Origin of the sequence: Acinetobacter sp. YH12136 (assembly GCF_013418545.1) — a bacterium.
Classification (GTDB): domain Bacteria; phylum Pseudomonadota; class Gammaproteobacteria; order Pseudomonadales; family Moraxellaceae; genus Acinetobacter; species Acinetobacter towneri.
Genome location: NZ_VPBV01000001.1, coordinates 34,560 through 50,455, shown reverse-complemented (window position 1 = coordinate 50,455; position 15,896 = coordinate 34,560). Strand labels below are relative to the sequence as shown.

The following is a 15,896-nucleotide window of genomic DNA, read 5'->3' as shown; positions in this document are numbered from 1 at the left end:
GAAAATTGTTGTGTTTTACTGCGTTATACTGCAGCACAAGTCCTATTTTTAAGGCAATCGGTATCATTGTGTAATTGAGCATTGCACTTTTTAGCGATGCATGGATGGAATCATCTGTTAAAGCATAAGCGTTGAAGCGTGCAGCAGCGAATAGACGCTAAGCCCTGAAATGGTTATACTTTATTGAAACGCCTGAAATAAGAGCGAAGACCAAGATGGCAAAACTATTGTTATGGATTTTGTTGTTGATTGCCGTATATGCAGTCTGGAAAGTCTGGTTCAAAATAAAAATTAATCGTACTTTTCAGCAAAGCTGTCAAGATATTGCCAATATTGTCCAAGACCCGATTACCCACAAAGCACCGCGCCCTGTTCGTGAGGTGGTGGAAGAAGTTGCCGAATACGAACAGCAATTATTTGATGATATCGCAGAAATATTTTTAAGCTTAAAAGTATCTAGTCGTGACCCTGAAGATGCCGAAACTATTCAACAAGAAGTGCTGAATAAAATGCCTGCCAAAGCACATACGCAAATTCGTCAGTTAGACTTGGGGGAGTGGTCAATTTACTGGAGTTTTTACGAGCAATCCCTTGAATATTTTGTCGGCAAATACGGAGTTTTTATTACCCATGTAGACCGCTTTGGGCAAGAGCATAAATACAATAATTCAGAGCAGTTTCAAACAGATTGATTTTCATGCCTGATTTTCTGTTTATGATTTTACAGAGGTTTCTTGAAAATTAATTGCAGCATCTTCTTGTCAGTTAAGTGTTTGGTTAAATGTTGAGTTTTGCGCTATTTTCCCGAAAAGAGGTATCATGCCTTTTTCTTTTACATAGGCAGCATCAATGTCAGTTTTAGAAATCATTGCTGTGTTGATTAGTGTTTTAGGCGTGACCTTAACCATTAAGCGACATATAGCTTGCTGGGTGGTGAATTTTATTGCCTGTTTGCTGTATGCCTATTTGTTCTTTGAATATCAATTGTATGGCGAAACGGTATTACAAACCCTATTTATGGGCATGGCTGTTTATGGTTTTTTCCAGTGGAAAACTGCACAGCAGCAAAAACAACATATCATCATTCAAAGCTTGCCACTCTCTAAAATGTGGCTGCAAATTGCACTGAGTAGCATACTGGGTTTACTGTTTGGGCTAAGTTTAAAGTGGTGGACGCAGGCTTCACTGCCTTTATTGGATGCACAACTGGCAGCTATGAGTCTATTGGCAACCTATTGGACCAGTCGTAAATACTTGGCTACATGGGTGTTATGGATTGTGGTCGATCTGGTGTATATCGGCATGTTTATTTACAAAGAGTTGCTGTTAACGGCTGTGTTATATGCAGGTTTTGTGGTTCTTGCTTATTTAGGCTGGCGTGAATGGCATAAAATCCGACAACAACATGCGGCACATTCTGCGGTGTGATGGTGTGTAGCGATGAGCAATTTAATTGATTTTAAACAGGCGCAGCTTAAACAATTTGATTTATTGGCATTGGATATTTTAGCGTATCCTGAGCGTTATTTACAGTTTGATTCGATTGCAGATTTTTACCAAGCCCAGTGGTTAGATGATTTCCCCAAAGGGACGACATGGTGTTCCACAGGACTAGATGATGGCGCAGAACATTTTTATGCCAAAATTGAATTTTATGGGCATTATTTAACTATTTATAGCCATGAAACCTATGCCGCTGAATTTGGCATCATTCACACAGAATAGACAAAATAGAGTCAATGACAGCAGGCGGAAAAAACATTTTAATAGCCTGAAAATAAAGTTGTATTTAGGATATAAAACAGCTTATACCCGTTGAGCATCAGCCAAATTATATTGCACGATGATGCTAGACCTACTCCATCAATAAACAAAATAAAAGGAACTCAAATGGCTCATCAATTTACTGTAAACGCCACCATTCATGGCGTTTCAATTGACGAATTTAAGCGTTTAGTGGCAGATGTTGCTTTGCATGAAGCAGTCTGCAAGCGTATTCCTGGTGAAAATTTGGAAATTTTAGAATCTAAAAAGAACGGTGATATTTACACTTTACGCCGTGCTTATAATTTAGATGTGAATATTCCAGATATGGCTAAAAAATTATTAAAAGATGCATTTCGTTTAAAACGCAATGATGTGACCCATTTAACGGCGCTTACTTCTACCGTGGAGCTTGGTGCAAACTTGCCTTTAGAAGCTAAAGGCGAGCGTAGTGTGACAGGCAACCATGAAAAAATTGATATTCAATTAAACTGGACAATTAAGGTTAAAGTGCCATTGATTGGCGGCATGTTGGAAAAACATGCAGAAGGGGAAATCCGTCGTTTCAGTGAGTTGGAAATTGGGATTGTGGAAGATGAGCTTAAGAAAAATTTAGCGGCTTAACCCTTCATTTCTACTAGAAAAGATTGCTCTTAAATACATGCTTGGCGCTGCCGTTTTCGGTGGCGCTTTGTTTTTTGGACGTATTGAATTGTGATTGTTGATGCTGGGGTCATTTTACAGTGATCAATTTTTGATTTTTGAAAAAGTTTAGTGCTTGGCTTTATTGCATACAGACTATCGTCTTAATTTATTATTTAAATATAGTATATTTATTATGCTAATATTTTGACCAGATTTAAATTGAGTGTGAGTTCTGCCATGAAATTGATTCAGTTGTTATGTTTATCGGTTTTGCTGACCTTTGCCAGTCTATCTCCAGCAATGGCAGAGAGCAAAAAAGATCCACTTTTTGTATTGCTTACCAGCAGTGATGCGCACCGCACCAAAATGGCAATTGGCATGAGCAATAACCAATTTGGCAAAGGTCATCCACTGACGATTTATTTGGTCGATCAAGGCGTAATGTTGGCATCTAACCGCTTTGAACATAAATATGCAGAGCATCAGAACATGCTGAAAAGTATTATCGCCAAAGGTGGTGATGTGTATATCTGCAAAATGTGTATGGAGCAGTACGGTGTTGTTGAAGGTGACTTAATGAAAGGTCTGAAATATGCCAATCCAGATGCTATGGGTGAAGCAATTTTCCGTCCAGGCACTCAGACACTGAGCTGGTAATTCGGCTGCTTGAAATGCAAAAGCCTTGTTGAAAAACAGGGCTTTTTTATTGCGGAATTTCTAGCGCATGGCGTATTTTTTTAAACGATAATCCAGTGCAGCGCGGGAAATTCCCAATAAGCGTGCCGCTTCAGATACATTGTGTTTGGCTTTTTGCATCGCGGTGATAATCAGTTGTTGCTCATGCTGTTCTAAATCAAAACCTTCGGTTAAAAGCGTGTCTAAATCTACGCTGTCTTGTTCATCTACAGTATGGTCGCTGTGCATTTGCGGAAACAGGGCATTCAGTTTAATCAGTTGTTGATCTTCCGTCAGTAGTACCGCACGTTCGAGCAGGTTTTCCAGTTCACGAATATTGCCAGGCCACGCATAGCTTTGCATAAAGTCAGTGGCTTTTTCACTGACGCCTTGAATTTGTTTGTCATACATTATTTCAAAGCGTTTTAAGAAATGCGCAACCAATAGCGGTAAATCTTCACGGCGTTCACGCAGTGGTGGAATTTGCACAGGAAAAATATTTAAACGGTAATATAAGTCGGCACGGAAACGACCTGCTTTAACCGCTTGTTCTAAATCTTCATTGGTTGCAGCAATTACACGAACATCAATATGACGGGTTTGTGAATCCCCAACACGTTCCACTTCACCTTCTTGTAGCACACGCAGTAAAGCCGCTTGAGCGCGTGGTGAAAGCTCAATCACTTCATCTAAAAAAATAGTGCCGCCATGGGCGCGTTCGAATTTACCTAAGCGTGATTGATGTGCACCTGTAAATGCACCTTTTTCAACACCAAACAGTTCAGATTCAATCAGTTCAGGTGGAATTGCCGCGCAGTTGACCGCAACAAAAGCATGTTCTTTACGCTGACTGAGTTCATGCACACCACGGGCAAAGGCTTCTTTCCCGACCCCTGTTTCACCTTGCAGCAAAATGGAAACTTTGGCACCTGCGGCTTTTTTGAGTAAGTCACACACCCGCTGATAAGCCGCCGATTGTCCGACTGAGCTGAACATGCTGTAGTCATTTTTACTGGTGGCATAAATCGACTTTTTCAGTTCATACAATTCGGCTTGCAGTGCAATGAGTTCCTGTTCCATCGGTTCAGGCGACATGAACTGAATCAGCTCATCGGCATTTTCCCATTCACTGAGTTGTTTACCAATAATACGGCAATGCTCACGCCCGCAGGCTTTACATTCCACTTCCTGATAAATAATGGTCATGCCTGTGGCAAAACTGCTGTAACCGCAAGCATAGCCCAGCAGCATCCAGCAGGAAGGTTCGTGACTCAGTCCAAATTGCTCAACATGCACATCGGCTTCAAAAGAGTTATGCCAGTTTAAGTCTGCATAAAACTGTTTTTTCTTTTGATTTAAAATCAATTGATTGGCAGAAACTTGCACCATGCCACGAATACCGTGCATTTGCGGCCCTGCCATAAAAGCCTGTTCTTCATTTAAACCTGGGCGCATTTTAGTAGTGACTTCTGCATCTTTCAGACCTGCCTGATAGCCCAAACGAATAAAAAAGCGTTTGGTGCGTTCCATTCCAATCATATTGGCAAGGTCTTTACGCAAATAGCCCATGATGCTGGTATGCATCAGCAACATGCGATATTCATCAAACCAGATTTGTCCACGCTCAGTGTCAAAATGTAGTTTGGAAAGCAGGTCGTGAATTTCCTGAGGATGACCTGCATATTTGCCGCTGCTGTCGTATTTTACTCGTACCATGCGCCGTGTTTAATCCATTAAATTCGAGGCTGTTTAGCCATCTTATGCAAATTCGTGAAAATTCAATAATACCTAAACAGCATCATGCCAAACCTTAAAGGTATTTAGTTGTATCTATATGTTTTTGTTGTTTTTATTCCGTCTTTATCATAAGCGAATTGCATAAAGCCCAAGGGTAAATTTTTGTATCTGTACGGGCTGTATTTCATCAAATCATGAAATCTTAAATTTTTTAAACATCAAAATTCATCAAATCATGAAATCCAAATTCTTATAAAAACACTCAGATTTTTTAAGTTGCTGTTTTTCAATGTTTTTATAAAGTTGGCACGCTTGTTGTAATAGTAAAAGTAAGCAACAGATGCATGAAGCAACTGAAGCAAGTTCTGAATGAATCAGATCTTGTAGGAGAACAATATGAAGGATGCAACAGGCGCATTGCCCTTAACCAAATATATTCGGGTAACGGGCGATATTAATGCCGCATTTGTCGAGTTCGACTTTGCCATTCACGATCCCACTTTATATGTGGAGTTGGTGTTACCGCAGCAAGCATTCCGCGAGTTCTGCGCAACCAATCAAGTGGTGGAAATGAGCGAACAACAGCAAGCCGTGAATGATGCTGAAGAAGACAAATGGCGTTACGGCATTGAACACGACACTTTAGTCGGTGCACAGCGATACAACATTGATCATGAAGATCAACACTGAATGCTTAAGGAGATAAGCGATGACTTTAGAAATTAAAACAGCGGGTATTGAGCCAATTCGTCAAAACTATGCCTATATTGAGCGCCGTTTTGGCAACAAGCCAGCCACCCGTTATCAGGAAGTCAGTTTTGATATTCAGGCGGAAACCAACTTTCACTATCGTCCGCTGTGGAAACCTGAAAAAACCTTAAATGATAAAACCCATACTGCAATTGAAATGCAGGATTGGTACGCATTTAAAGACCCGCGTCAGTTTTATTACGGAACTTATGTGCAGCATCGTGCGCGTTTGCAGGACATTGCCGAAAGTAACTTTAGCTTTTTTGAAAAGCGTCAGTTGGCAGAGCATATTTCTGAAGATGTCAAAGCCAAAGTGATTGCCTTGTTTTTGCCGTTTCGTCATATCGAACAGACTGCCAATTTACACATGATGTCGGGCAGTGCTTATGGTTATGGCACGGTGCTGACCCAAGCCTGTATTTATGCTGCGATGGATCGTTTAGGGATGGCGCAGTACATCTCACGGGTTGGTTTGGCACTCGATGGCAACACGGGCGAATCTTTAATTCCAGCCAAACAAGCATGGATGCAGGATGAAGCATGGCAAGGACTGCGCAAGCTGTGTGAAACCAGTTTGATCGAGCAGGACTATTTCAAACTGTTTTTATTACAAAACTTGGTGATTGACAGCTTTATGAGCGAATTGGTTTACACCCAATTTGATCAATGGTTGGCACAGCATCAAGCACGTGACTTGGCGATGCTGATGGAATTTATGCAGGAAGCCATGGCAGATTTACGCAAATGGTCAGACAGCGTATTTAAAACCGCAGCTGCAGAATCTGCACATAACAAACAATTGTTGAGCCAGTGGTTAGCCGAATATTTACCTGAAGTGAAAGCGGCATTTGCAGCGTGGGCAGCTGAGGCGTTGTCTGCAGATGCAGTCGACATTGCAGAACAAAAACTGCTGGAACGCAGTAAAAAAATTGGCATCGAACTCGAACAAATTTTGCAGGCTTAAGGAGAAGCAGCATGTCTAAGGTTTATCTCGCATTACAGGACAATGACACGTCGCGCTACATCATTGAAGCGATTGAAGAAGACAACCCAGATGCCACGATTCAATATCTGCCAGCCATGATTCGGGTAGAAAGCGAAACAGGTCTGATTGTTAAAGCAGAAACGGTATCTGAAAAACTTGGACAAGATTGGGATATTCAGTCTTTACAACTCAACATGATTACGTTGGGCGGCAACGTCGAAGAAGATGATGACAGTTTCCGTTTGCACTGGAACTAGGAATAAGGATGTGCACTGAGCCAATTTGAGTACAGTGCCGCCAGAACATATTGCTGCATAGATTGCCGCTAAAAAATTTAAGGATGATGAGCATGAATTCACAAGTTAAAACCCCAGCAAAAAAACTGAATGCCAAAGACCGTTATCGCGCACTTACTCGTGACTTGGATTGGGACTTTTCTTATGCAGACCGCAAAGAAGCCTTTCCATACGAAGAATTTGAAGGCATTAAAATTACAGACTGGTCTAAATGGGAAGATCCATTCCGTTTAACCATGGATGCTTACTGGAAGTATCAGGCAGAAAAAGAGAAAAAACTTTACGCCATTTTTGATGCTTTTGCACAAAACAACGGTCAAATGAACGTGACCAATGAGCGTTATTTGAATGCCATCAAACTGTTTTTAACTGCGGTAACTCCGCTTGAATATCAGGCATTCCAAGGTTATGCACATGTAGGGCGTCAGTTCAGTGGTGTAGGTGCACGTATCGCATCACAAATGCAGTCGATTGATGAATTACGTCACGTGCAGACGCAAATTCATGCCATGAGCCATTACAACAAATTCTTTGATGGTTTTCAGGATTGGTCGCACATGCATGACCGCGTTTGGTACTTGTCTGTACCAAAATCTTTCTTTGAAGATGCGCGTTCAGCAGGGCCGTTTGAGTTCTTGTTAGCCATTAGCTTTGCCTTTGAATATGTATTGACCAACTTGTTGTTCGTACCGTTCATGTCAGGTGCAGCACACAATGGCGATATGGCAACGGTCACCTTTGGTTTTAGTGCACAGTCCGATGAAGCACGTCACATGACTTTAGGTCTAGAAATCGTGAAATTCTTGTTAGAACAACACGAAGATAACGTGCCAATCGTACAGGAATGGATTGATAAGTGGTTCTGGCGTGGGACTCGTCTGTTATCTATAGTTGGCATGATGATGGACTACATGCTGCCAAACAAAGTCATGTCGTGGAAAGAAGCGTGGGAAACCTACTTTGAAGAAGCGGGCGGTGCGTTATTTAAAGACTTGAGCCGTTACGGTATTCGTATGCCGAAATATTCAGAAGTAATTACCAAAGAAAAAGAACACGTGTCGCATCAAGCGTGGTGGATTTTCTATAACTTCGGTCATGCAGCAGGTTTCCATACTTGGATTCCAACCGATCAGGAAATGGATTGGTTATCTGAAAAATATCCAGACACCTTTGACAAATACTACCGTCCAAAGTGGGAGTTAGCACGCAAGATGGAAGCAGAAGGCAAGCGTTTCTACAGCGCAGGCTTACCGCAATTGTGCCAAATTTGCCAAGTGCCAATGACTTTCACCGAAATGGATGGCGATCCGACCATGTTTACGTATCGTGAGTCTGTTTATAAAGGCGAGCGTTACCACACCTGTTCAGATGGTTGTCACGATATTTTTGAACGTGAACCTGAAAAATATGTGCAGGCATGGTTGCCAGTGAACCAAATTCTACAAGGCAACTGTGGTGGCTTAGATTTGGAAAACATGCTGCGCGAATATTATCGCTTCAATGTCGGTGCAGATAACTTGGATATTGAAGGTTCACCAGACCAGCAACGCTGGAAAAAATGGAAAGGTGATGCGGCTTAACGCTCATTCACTATCTAAAGTAAATATCTAAAATTTAAGTTATTTCAAGATTCAAATTTAAAAGGATTTCGGTTTGAGTCATTTGCGGCTCAAACCACCCCAATACGGAGAATGACCATGTCAGTACGCGCTATTCGCCCAGATTACGACTTTGAACCACGCGACCTACAAAAACACTATGGCGACAACATTTTGGTGTATGTGGGTTGGGATCATCACACTTTATATTGTTCTGCACACGCCATGTTGGTTTCGCCGCAGCAAACCTTTCAGGAATTTTTGGATCAGCAAATGCAGGCGGGTTTCCATCAACATCCTGACTTTGAAAACATTAAATGGGATGAAGTGCAATTTACTTTAAACAAACAGGTAATTCAGCCACGCCCTGAACAGACCTTGGCAGAAATTGGCTTCGATCAAAAATCACTACTGCGTTTTGTGACCCCAGGACTGAATGGGTACAAGGGCGCACACGTTTAAAACAGTAAGATCACAACAAAATAAAGACAGCAAAGCACAGTCAGTAAGTACAAGACAGGAGGTCGCAGATGAGCTATCAAGTCACAATTGAGCCAATTGGCACAACCATTGAGGTTGAAGAAGATCAAACCATTTTAGATGCCGCGTTACGTCAAGGCGTGTGGTTGCCATTTGCTTGTGGGCATGGCACTTGCGGCACTTGTAAAGTCCAAGTCACCGATGGTTATTATGATGTCGGCGAAGCGTCACCTTTCGCGCTGATGGATTTGGAACGTGAAGAACACAAAGTGTTGGCGTGCTGCTGTAAGCCTGAATCAGACATGACCATTGAAGCCGATGTTGATGAAGACCCAGATTTCTTGGGATATTTGGTTCAGGATTATCAGGCCAAAGTCCTTGAGGTAAAGGACTTATCTCCAACCATTAAAGGTGTGCGCTTGCAGTTAGACCGCCCGATGGAGTTTCAGGCAGGGCAATACATTAACGTGCAATTCCCGGGTATTGAAGGCACTCGTGCCTTCTCAATTGCCAATGCACCAAGCGAACTAGGCATTATTGAATTGCATATTCGTCATGTTGTGGGCGGCAGTGCTACGACCTATGTGCATGAGCAGCTTGCGGCAGGCGACGCACTGGAAATTTCAGGGCCATACGGACAATTCTTTGTACGTAAATCGGATGATCAGGATGCGATTTTTATTGCAGGTGGTTCAGGTTTATCTAGCCCGCAATCTATGATTTTAGACTTACTAGAGTCGGGTGATACCCGCACCATTTACCTATTCCAAGGTGCGCGTGATGTTGCGGAATTATATAACCGAGAACTGTTTGAGCAGTTAGTCAAAGACTATCCAAACTTCCGCTACATTCCTGCATTAAATGCACCTAAAGCAGAAGACCATTGGACAGGATTTACAGGCTATGTGCATGAAGCGGTTGCCGATTATTTTGAGCAGCGTTGCGGTGGACACAAAGCCTATTTATGCGGCCCACCAGTCATGATTGATGCAGCAATTTCGACCTTAATGCAAAGCCGTTTGTTTGAACGTGATATTCACACTGAACGCTTCTTGAGTGCTGCCGATGGTGCAAGTGGTCAGTCACGTTCAGCATTGTTTAAACATATTTAACACATATTTAAAAGTGGATAGGTGCTGCAATATTGTACTGAGCCTATCGAATTGCAATAGATAAAAAGTTTCCAAGGAAGTCGGTCAGTGTTGAGGCATTTAGCTCAGCACTGACACCATCATCAACACAGTAAGGCAGTGTCAAAAGCCAAAATAGCAATGCGACAACCAGCAAAGCCAAAATAGCCAAGGAGAGTTACATGGACCGTCAACAAATTGATACTTTAGTGAAGGAAATGAACGTAGACACCGCTACACGCCCTGTCGATCAGCGTGTGCAGCAAATAGTGGTGCGTTTAGTGGCAGATTTATTTCAAGCCATTGAAGATTTAGACATTCAGCCTTCAGAAGTGTGGAAAGGTCTGGAATATATTACCGATGCAGGCAAAGCCAATGAACTTGGTTTACTTGCAGCAGGTTTGGGTTTAGAACATTATCTAGATTTACGTGCCGATGAAGCCGATGCCAAAGCAGGCGTAACAGGCGGTACACCACGTACCATTGAAGGGCCACTTTATGTTGCAGGTGCGCCTGAATCAGTCGGTTTTGCGCGTATGGATGATGGTTCAGAATCAGACCATTTAGATACGTTAATTATTGAAGGTACAGTCACTGACACCAATGGCAATATCATTGAAAATGCCAAAGTCGAAGTTTGGCATGCCAACGGTTTAGGTAACTATTCATTCTTTGATAAATCTCAGTCTGACTTTAACTTACGCCGTACTATTTTCAGTGATGCCAATGGTAAATATGTGGCGCAAACGACCATGCCAGTCGGTTATGGCTGCCCACCAGACGGCACGACTCAAGCTTTATTAAACAAACTAGGTCGTCATGGCAACCGTCCATCTCACGTGCATTACTTCATTTCTGCACCAGGTTACCGCAAACTCACTACGCAATTTAACATTGAAGGTGATCAATACCTGTGGGATGACTTCGCATTTGCGACCCGTGAAGGTCTGGTTGCAACAGCGGTAGATGTGACCGATGCTGCAGAAATTCAGCGCCGTGGTTTAGACAAACCATTTAAGCACATCACCTTTAACTTTGAATTAGTCAAAGACACTGCAAATGCACCATCGACTGAAGTTGAACGTCGTCGTGCAAGTGCTTAATCCCACACCTTAAAACACAAAGTTTTAACACGTTCGCCAATACAGCATCAGCAAGTTCTTTGTTGATGCTGCCCTTAAAAGTCGGCTGTTCGCGCATGAATGATTCAGGCGCAGCAGGCAGACTTCATCAAAACTTCTATTGAATAGGATGTTCTATGAATAACAAAATTTGGGCACTCATGCTTTTGGGTGTCATGGCGACACACGTCAATGCAACAGAAAACGGTTTAGATACATTTGGATTAGGCGCAGAAGGCATTGCAGCAGGGGCTTTACCACCAGCTGGGGTATACTTACTCAACTACTATCAGAACTATCATGCCAGTGAGTTTAAAGACGGCCCAGACAATTTCCATGCCGATGTGAATGTCTATATTCCACGTTTGGTATGGATGACCCCCCAATACATTGCAGGCGGTCAGTTGGGTTTATATGCTGCACAGCCTTTGGTCGATTTGCGTTTAAATGTGATGGGCATGTCAGACTCTAACAGTGGTTTGGGCGATTTGATTATTGGCAGCATGTTGGGTTGGCATAAAGGCAATCATCACAGTGTAGCTGCTTTAGAAGGTGTGCTCGCAACAGGCGATTATGAAGATGCCAATCCACAACGTCCTGTAGTTGCCAACTTAGGTAAGAACTACAACACCATTCGTCCTATCTTTGCGTATTCTTATTTGCAGCCGCAAGGTTGGGAGTTTTCCACCAAAATGTCTTATAGCTTCAACAGTGAAAATGACGACACAAATTATCAGTCGGGGGATTATTTCGCTGGAGATTATGCAATCGGTTATCAATTGAATGATCAAGTCAAATTGGCACTCGAAGGTTATGTATTTAAACAAACCACAGATGATGAAGTGAATGGTGTCAGTATTGGCAATAAAGGACAGGCTCTATCTTTTGGTCCCGCGATTCAATACAAACGTGATAATTGGTCTTTGGAAGCAAAGTTTTTGAAAGAAACCGAAGTGGAACATCGTCCTGAAGGACACTCTTCGACTTTGAAATTGGTTTGGGCTTTTTAAAGCCCGAACCTGATTCTGCAGTGTTGCACATCAAGCTATCTTACAAAACAAAGTCAAGTTGAAAGACTTGGCTTTTTTGCAGCATCATTTTTCAAGATGGCTTGCTTCTAATTACGTGCTTCCATAAGTTGAGTTTGGTGGACTGAATTTTTAATCTCTCACGTGTTGCACTTATGCGCTAAGATTAGGCATAGCAACAGGGTGCGTATTGCGAGCAGGAGAGCCATTTTGAATCAAATAATGGATGCCGATGTAATTATTATTGGTGGCGGACAAGCAGCATTGGCCACGGCTTACTTTTTAAAACGGCAAAAAATCAATTTTCTGATCTTGGATAATCAAACGCAGTCGGGCGGTGCGTGGCAACATGCGTGGGATTCTTTACAGCTGTTCTCTCCAAATACATGGAGTTCTTTGTCCGGCTGGTTAATGCCAAAAACCGAACAGGAATATCCGAAACGATTAGAAGTGATTGACTATTTAACAGCGTATGAAACACGCTATCAATTTCCTGTGCTGCGTCCTGTGCAGGTCGAAAAAGTCCTGAAGGAAGGCAATGATTTAATTGTGTGTTCGGCACAGCAAAGCTGGCGAGCCAAAGCCGCTGTGAGTGCTACTGGAACGTGGAGTCAGCCTTTTATTCCTGCTTATACAGGACGCGAACGCTTTTTAGGCACACAAATTCATTCGGCTCATTACCGCAATGCCAATGCTTTTCAGGGCAAAAGAGTCATGATTGTCGGCGGGGGTAACTCAGGCGCACAAATTTTGGCAGAAGTGTCTAAAGTGGCCGAAACTTTTTGGGTTACACAGCAACCGCCAAGTTTTTTAGCCGATGATGTAGATGGACGGGTTTTATTTTTACGTGCCACGGAGCGCTTAAAAGCCCAGCAGGAAGGTCGCAGTATTGAACAACCGATCGGTGGTTTGGGCGATATTGTGATGATTCCAAGTGTCAAAGAAGCACGGCAACGTGATGTATTACATGGTCTGCCGCCATTTGACTATTTAACCGAACATAGTGCAGTTTGGGCAGATGGGCGCGAACAGGAAATTGATGCCATTATTTGGTGCACAGGTTTTAAGGCAGCATTGTCGCATTTACAAAGTTTGAATGTGGTTAATGCACAAGGCACAGTCGATGTGTTAGAAAATCGAGCGTTACAACAGCAAAATTTATGGTTGGTTGGTTATGGCGATTGGACAGGCGCAGCCTCGGCAACTTTAATTGGTGTTTCCCGAACCGCACGGAATGTGGCAGAGCAAATTGCTGCGTATTTGCAGACAACAGCGTAAAGTCATTAACGTGACAAAAACTGTGTTTAAAAAATGAATCATGCAATTTCAGCCATAAAAAAGCCCTCTGTAGAAGAGGGCAAGAGGGTAACTCAAAAAATTAAAGATGCTCAATCATAATAAGGTGACAGTCAGGACTTACTGTTTTGGTAAATCAAACCAAATGAACTGGCTGTCTTCTTTTGCTTCAATCACAGCATTATCAGCAAATAACAAAGCATCGCCCGCTTTAACTGTTTGCTCGCCAATGGTGATTTCACCACGAATTACATGCACATAGTTTACCGCTTGTGTTGCTGTAACTTCTAAACGATGTCCAGTTTCTAAAACAGCTGCTTTTACTTCTGCCTGTTGACGAATGTGCATTGGGGCATTGTCATTCGGGCCGACAATTAAATGCCACTGGTTGGGTGCTGTATTTGGGTCACGTTGAATTTGCTGATACGTCGGCTCTGCATCGCGTACATTCGGCTGAATCCAAATTTGCAGCATGTGTACTTCTTCATCACCATTGTTAATTTCGCTGTGCTGAACGCCTGTACCTGCGCTCATTAACTGCCATTCACCTGCAGTAATATGGCGTTCATTGCCCATGCTGTCGCGGTGGGAAATCGTACCACTTAATACACAAGTCAAAATTTCCATGTTGTCGTGTGGGTGAGTACCAAAACCATTATGTGCGGCAATACGGTCATCGTTAATGACACGTAAGGCACTAACACCCATATATTTCGGGTTATACCAATTACCAAAAGAGAAACTATGTTTGGTGTCTAACCACCCCATTTTCACATGACCACGATCTTCACTACGGTGTAAATAAGCATTCATGATAATGTTCCTATCATTTTTTTAACTTGAACTAATCTTAATCTTTTCACCGCAGCCGACCTAGAGGCGAACTGCAACATGCCGTTCTAAAATTGCAACATGTGTAGATTTTTTGCAGAACCTAGACATTTTAGAGTTTTATCGCGGCATTAAAAAACCCACGTAAAAACGTGGGTCTTTTGCGGTTTAAAGCGATCACTGATTATTCAAGGAATTTTACAGTCACGCCAGAACGTACTTTACGACCTAAATCGTTTGCATCCCAGTTGGTTAAACGGATACAACCATGCGACGCCGTTTTTGAAATGGTCGATGGGTTTGGTGTGCCGTGAATACCGAATGATTTTTTACTTAAACCAATCCAGATATTCCCCACAGGGCCGTTAGGGCCTGGTGGTAAAGACAGCGGTTTTAAGTTTTTGCCCTGAATAAAGTTACTTGGTGAATAGCTGTACCATGGGTTTGGTGCAACACCTGTCACTTTATAAGTACCTGTTGGCGATGGAGTATCTGCACTGCCAATGGTTGCTGGGAATGAGCCGACCATTTGGTTTTGTTTGTTGAACAAATACAGTTGTTTTGCACCTTTGTGCGCCACAATCAGGTGAATGTCTTCAGGTAAGTCATTGCGAACGTTGGTCACCAATAACTTTTCACCCACTTTATTAAATGTTGCATTCGGATTTAATTTCTTTAAGAAATTTTCATCCATGTGGAATTTTTCACCTAACATTTCACTTACGCGGGTGTAGTACAAGCCTTTCATTTTGGCTTGTTCTGCATAGTCATGCGGAATAGATTTCGCATAAGGACCTTTTAAGTCCGCTTCAGTAACCGTGTATTCTACAAATGCAGGACGTGAACCTTGACGTGCAACCAACGCATCCCAAGTTTCTTTGGTTAAAATACCCGTTGGGCTAATGCCATTCATTTGCTGGAATGATGCAATTGCTTTTAGGGTGTTCTTACCACTAGTGCCATCAATTGCACCTGGAGAAGCATGTGAATTGTTCAGCATCACGTGTGCACGTGCATACACAGGGAACTGACCTTTACCAATATTTTCATACCAAGTGGCATTATTTAAACCATCTAAAGTCCATGAAGCTTTTGGTGCTGCTGTGTTGGATGTAGCAGTTTGGCTTGCAGAGCTTTTTGTTGGTGCAGTGCCTACATCGGCAGTGGTATCTTCAGTTTTGTGTAGATCATCTAAGGTTTTTGAAGCCTTATTTAAATCATTTTGTTCTTGTTGCGTAATAGCAGTGTCTGTTGCATTTAGATTATTTTGTGCAGCCGATGCTTCTGTCGCTAAAGGATCAATCGGATCTTCAATAGCGGTATTGCTAATCACTTGTGGATTTAACGGTTGTTCAGCAGTAGATGCAGCAAAAGTAGTCCCTGCAAAAATGCAACTTAAACTCATTGCGAGTATTGTGCGAACCAACATGTAATTCAACCTTGAGAATTATTCATTTACATAGATAAAAACTAGCCAAGTATTGCAGAAAAACTAAGGAGATGCAGTAGTTGTTTTGTGTAAATATGCAAGATAACCCCAATTTTACAGTGACTTTTGTT

General features: G+C 42.3%; 17 protein-coding genes. 14 read left to right on the top strand and 3 right to left on the bottom strand.

The genetic code is table 11. The features are described 5' to 3' along the window. Positions 1-215: 215 nt before the first annotated feature. The 5 genes from FTU71_RS00260 to FTU71_RS00240 all read left to right on the top strand — a co-directional run bounded on the left by FTU71_RS00260 (position 216) and on the right by FTU71_RS00240 (position 3,066). Complete coding sequence (locus FTU71_RS00260; protein WP_104853188.1) at positions 216-692, top strand: hypothetical protein; 477 nt, start codon at positions 216-218, stop codon at positions 690-692. Between the two features lie 157 nt (positions 693-849). Next, positions 850-1,428, top strand: coding sequence for a nicotinamide riboside transporter PnuC (gene pnuC / locus FTU71_RS00255; protein ID WP_004971981.1), 579 nt, complete (start codon positions 850-852; stop codon positions 1,426-1,428). Positions 1,429-1,440: 12 nt separating this feature from the next. Next, on the top strand, positions 1,441-1,725 hold the full coding sequence (locus tag FTU71_RS00250) for a hypothetical protein (RefSeq protein ID WP_096900962.1): 285 nt from the start codon (positions 1,441-1,443) through the stop codon (positions 1,723-1,725). A gap of 165 nt (positions 1,726-1,890) precedes the next feature. Then, a complete protein-coding gene (locus FTU71_RS00245) occupies positions 1,891-2,388 on the top strand; it encodes a DUF2505 family protein (protein WP_004971978.1) in 498 nt (165 codons plus the stop codon). A 258-nt stretch (positions 2,389-2,646) separates the two neighbouring features. Next, entirely contained in the window at positions 2,647-3,066 is a 420-nt protein-coding gene (locus tag FTU71_RS00240; RefSeq protein WP_004971976.1) for a DsrE family protein, read from the top strand. Between the two features lie 60 nt (positions 3,067-3,126). On the opposite strand, the gene mobR is transcribed toward FTU71_RS00240, so the two are convergent. Next, entirely contained in the window at positions 3,127-4,800 is a 1,674-nt protein-coding gene (mobR, locus tag FTU71_RS00235; RefSeq protein ID WP_180005801.1) for a phenol degradation transcriptional regulator MobR, read from the bottom strand. A 417-nt stretch (positions 4,801-5,217) separates the two neighbouring features. On the opposite strand from mobR, the gene FTU71_RS00230 reads away from it, so the two are divergent. From FTU71_RS00230 to FTU71_RS00190, 9 genes are all read left to right on the top strand, one after another. After that, positions 5,218-5,511 carry a phenol hydroxylase subunit gene (locus FTU71_RS00230; protein ID WP_004971972.1) on the top strand — a complete coding sequence of 98 codons (294 nt, stop codon included), beginning with the start codon at positions 5,218-5,220 and terminating at the stop codon, positions 5,509-5,511. Between the two features lie 19 nt (positions 5,512-5,530). After that, entirely contained in the window at positions 5,531-6,535 is a 1,005-nt protein-coding gene (locus tag FTU71_RS00225; RefSeq protein ID WP_004971970.1) for an aromatic/alkene monooxygenase hydroxylase subunit beta, read from the top strand. An 11-nt stretch (positions 6,536-6,546) separates the two neighbouring features. Further along, positions 6,547-6,813, top strand: a complete 267-nt coding sequence (locus FTU71_RS00220) for an MmoB/DmpM family protein (RefSeq protein WP_004971969.1) — start codon at positions 6,547-6,549, stop codon at positions 6,811-6,813. 92 nt (positions 6,814-6,905) lie between these two features. Beyond that, positions 6,906-8,432: an aromatic/alkene/methane monooxygenase hydroxylase/oxygenase subunit alpha gene (locus tag FTU71_RS00215; protein WP_004971966.1), complete on the top strand. Its 1,527-nt coding sequence runs from the start codon at positions 6,906-6,908 to the stop codon at positions 8,430-8,432. Positions 8,433-8,549: 117 nt separating this feature from the next. After that, a complete protein-coding gene (locus FTU71_RS00210; protein WP_104853300.1) occupies positions 8,550-8,912 on the top strand; it encodes a phenol hydroxylase subunit P4 in 363 nt (120 codons plus the stop codon). A gap of 68 nt (positions 8,913-8,980) precedes the next feature. Further along, positions 8,981-10,042, top strand: a complete 1,062-nt coding sequence (locus tag FTU71_RS00205; RefSeq protein ID WP_004971960.1) for an NADH:ubiquinone reductase (Na(+)-transporting) subunit F — start codon at positions 8,981-8,983, stop codon at positions 10,040-10,042. Between the two features lie 200 nt (positions 10,043-10,242). After that, on the top strand, positions 10,243-11,163 hold the full coding sequence (gene catA, locus FTU71_RS00200; protein WP_004971957.1) for a catechol 1,2-dioxygenase: 921 nt from the start codon (positions 10,243-10,245) through the stop codon (positions 11,161-11,163). Positions 11,164-11,318: 155 nt separating this feature from the next. Next, on the top strand, positions 11,319-12,191 hold the full coding sequence (locus tag FTU71_RS00195; RefSeq protein WP_179993561.1) for a transporter: 873 nt from the start codon (positions 11,319-11,321) through the stop codon (positions 12,189-12,191). Positions 12,192-12,431: 240 nt separating this feature from the next. Continuing rightward, positions 12,432-13,487 carry an ArsO family NAD(P)H-dependent flavin-containing monooxygenase gene (locus tag FTU71_RS00190; protein WP_373424807.1) on the top strand — a complete coding sequence of 352 codons (1,056 nt, stop codon included), beginning with the start codon at positions 12,432-12,434 and terminating at the stop codon, positions 13,485-13,487. Between the two features lie 138 nt (positions 13,488-13,625). Here FTU71_RS00190 and FTU71_RS00185 read toward each other — a convergent pair whose 3' ends face one another. Together FTU71_RS00185 and FTU71_RS00180 are read right to left on the bottom strand one after the other, a co-directional pair. Further along, positions 13,626-14,318, bottom strand: coding sequence for a pirin family protein (locus FTU71_RS00185; protein WP_004971950.1), 693 nt, complete (start codon positions 14,316-14,318; stop codon positions 13,626-13,628). Positions 14,319-14,520: 202 nt separating this feature from the next. After that, positions 14,521-15,765: a L,D-transpeptidase family protein gene (locus FTU71_RS00180; RefSeq protein ID WP_004971948.1), complete on the bottom strand. Its 1,245-nt coding sequence runs from the start codon at positions 15,763-15,765 to the stop codon at positions 14,521-14,523. Between the last annotated feature and the right edge of the window lie 131 nt (positions 15,766-15,896).

Coding starts and splice junctions, on each gene's coding strand:
- FTU71_RS00205 (WP_004971960.1), top strand. CDS start 8,981: ATGAGCTATCAAGTCACAATTGAGCCAATTGGCACAACCATTGAGGTT.
- catA (WP_004971957.1), top strand. CDS start 10,243: ATGGACCGTCAACAAATTGATACTTTAGTGAAGGAAATGAACGTAGAC.
- FTU71_RS00215 (WP_004971966.1), top strand. CDS start 6,906: ATGAATTCACAAGTTAAAACCCCAGCAAAAAAACTGAATGCCAAAGAC.
- FTU71_RS00250 (WP_096900962.1), top strand. CDS start 1,441: ATGAGCAATTTAATTGATTTTAAACAGGCGCAGCTTAAACAATTTGAT.
- pnuC (WP_004971981.1), top strand. CDS start 850: ATGTCAGTTTTAGAAATCATTGCTGTGTTGATTAGTGTTTTAGGCGTG.
- FTU71_RS00210 (WP_104853300.1), top strand. CDS start 8,550: ATGTCAGTACGCGCTATTCGCCCAGATTACGACTTTGAACCACGCGAC.
- FTU71_RS00245 (WP_004971978.1), top strand. CDS start 1,891: ATGGCTCATCAATTTACTGTAAACGCCACCATTCATGGCGTTTCAATT.
- FTU71_RS00225 (WP_004971970.1), top strand. CDS start 5,531: ATGACTTTAGAAATTAAAACAGCGGGTATTGAGCCAATTCGTCAAAAC.
- FTU71_RS00185 (WP_004971950.1), bottom strand. CDS start 14,318: ATGAATGCTTATTTACACCGTAGTGAAGATCGTGGTCATGTGAAAATG.
- FTU71_RS00240 (WP_004971976.1), top strand. CDS start 2,647: ATGAAATTGATTCAGTTGTTATGTTTATCGGTTTTGCTGACCTTTGCC.
- FTU71_RS00260 (WP_104853188.1), top strand. CDS start 216: ATGGCAAAACTATTGTTATGGATTTTGTTGTTGATTGCCGTATATGCA.
- FTU71_RS00180 (WP_004971948.1), bottom strand. CDS start 15,765: ATGTTGGTTCGCACAATACTCGCAATGAGTTTAAGTTGCATTTTTGCA.
- FTU71_RS00230 (WP_004971972.1), top strand. CDS start 5,218: ATGAAGGATGCAACAGGCGCATTGCCCTTAACCAAATATATTCGGGTA.
- FTU71_RS00190 (WP_373424807.1), top strand. CDS start 12,432: ATGGATGCCGATGTAATTATTATTGGTGGCGGACAAGCAGCATTGGCC.
- FTU71_RS00220 (WP_004971969.1), top strand. CDS start 6,547: ATGTCTAAGGTTTATCTCGCATTACAGGACAATGACACGTCGCGCTAC.
- mobR (WP_180005801.1), bottom strand. CDS start 4,800: ATGGTACGAGTAAAATACGACAGCAGCGGCAAATATGCAGGTCATCCT.
- FTU71_RS00195 (WP_179993561.1), top strand. CDS start 11,319: ATGAATAACAAAATTTGGGCACTCATGCTTTTGGGTGTCATGGCGACA.